This window comes from Candidatus Hepatincolaceae symbiont of Strigamia maritima (genome assembly GCF_055505085.1).
This window is the reverse complement of the sequence record NZ_DBKDTU010000146.1, coordinates 1-1,818: the sequence shown is the minus strand read 5'-3', so window position 1 is coordinate 1,818 and position 1,818 is coordinate 1. Positions and strand designations below refer to the sequence as shown.

1 protein-coding gene is annotated in these 1,818 nt (G+C 25.4%); it reads right to left on the bottom strand.

The genetic code is table 11. From position 1 onward, the window contains the following. Nucleotides 1-123 precede the first annotated feature (123 nt). Complete coding sequence (locus ACQCX0_RS03785) at nucleotides 124-1,488, bottom strand: D-alanyl-D-alanine carboxypeptidase (protein ID WP_462562845.1); 1,365 nt, start codon at nucleotides 1,486-1,488, stop codon at nucleotides 124-126. Nucleotides 1,489-1,818 lie beyond the last annotated feature (330 nt).

Here is a 1,818-nt window from a genome sequence, read left to right as displayed (position 1 = left end):
TTAGATGGAAATATTTAAATTTAATTCCTAAAGATTTTATAGAAAAATATTACTATTCTTTAAATGATATAAATTTTACATTCAAAAATTAATGGGTGCTTACAAAGAAGTAAAATAGGAAGGTTATTTATTGAATAAAAAACAATTCTGTCCTAGTAGAATTAATTGTTTACAGGCAGATTGAGCTTCTTTCGGAGATAATCCGTTTAGTCTTGCTCTATAAATAATAGTATTATTATCTTTTTTTACCTGAGTAATAGTACTACTAGTTTTTTTTAAGAAAGGGTTATTAGATATCGCTTTTAATATAGCATTCTTAGCTAATTTTTGGTTAGAAAAAGCTCCTACTTGAATAGAAACAGTATTATTACTCTTTTTATCTTTAATATAGCTTTTTAAATAGTCACTTTGATAAATTTTATCATTTTTATTAGAAACCTTATCAAAAGATTTTTTTAATAAAGCTTTAGCTACTACTTTATTATCTGTAGTATTAGTATCTTTATGAGAAATATTTATGTATAAGTTACCACTAGATACTTCTTGTTTAGTAGCCAATGAAGAAGCAGTATTATTTTTTACAAGCTTGTTTAAATTTGTCTTATTATCAGAGGTATCATCAGTTTTCTTAATTCTATTTTTATTATAGGCAATAAGTGCCTGTCTATACTCAGGAGCTAAACTAAATCCTATATTTATGATTTCTTTCATATTATTATCTCTGTTATGAGAATTTTTGTATCCCATAGTAACGGCAATAATTCTAATATCATTTTTTTGTGCCGAAGTAATAAGGTTATAGCCGGAGGCTTTAGTATAGCCTGTTTTAATACCGTCAACCCCGCTATATTCCAGTAAATGATTGGTGCTATAATATTTTCTGTTATTCCAAGAAAAATTTGCCGTAGAAAATAAAGAATAATATTCTGCATGTTTATTCATTATATAACGTGTTAAGCTAGCTATATCAACAACAGTAGTATATTGATTCTTATTATGTAATCCTGTAGGATTAACAAAATGTGTATTATTCATGCCCAATTTTAAGGCTTTATCATTCATCATTTTTACAAATTGTTGTTCTGTTTCTCCTATATGTTCAGCTATAGCCATAGCAACATCATTAGCAGAGCGAACAATGATTGCATAAATAGCTTTTTTAACAGTAATATAGGTACCAGATTTTAAATACATTTTAGTAGGTATTTGAGATGCTGCTTTTTTTGAAATTTTTATTTTAGTATTAAAATGAATCTTTCCGGTACTTAATTTATCAAATAGAATATATAAAGTCATTAATTTAGTTAAAGAAGCAGGATATCTTTTTTCTTTTTCCATATATGAATATAGTAATTGCCCAGTATTATAATCTATAACAGCATATGAATTATTATTCCCCTTAATTAAAGGTGATGATAAAAAAAAGCTGTTAGAAGTAGTTATTATAGAAAAATAACTGATTAATAATAAAATAATAATTCTTTTCATTAAACTTATTTCAAAACATAATTCACTACATAATATTACAACAGTATTAATATATTATTAAAACAAAAATTAACCAACTTTTTATACAAAATATTTGAATTGTATTAATGTTTTAGAAACTATTTTTTCTTATCTTATAAACTTAAGAAGTAAATAAAAAGCCCCTATATTTTCATATAGGGGAATTTGGGATAGTTAAAAGTAAATTGCTGATAAAAAGCAATTTACTTAACATAAGGCGTAGTAAAAGATAAGGTTTTACATACGCCTATTCTTTTTATTCTTTAAGATCGGAAGAGCGTCGTGTAGGGAAAGAGTGTAGATCTCGGT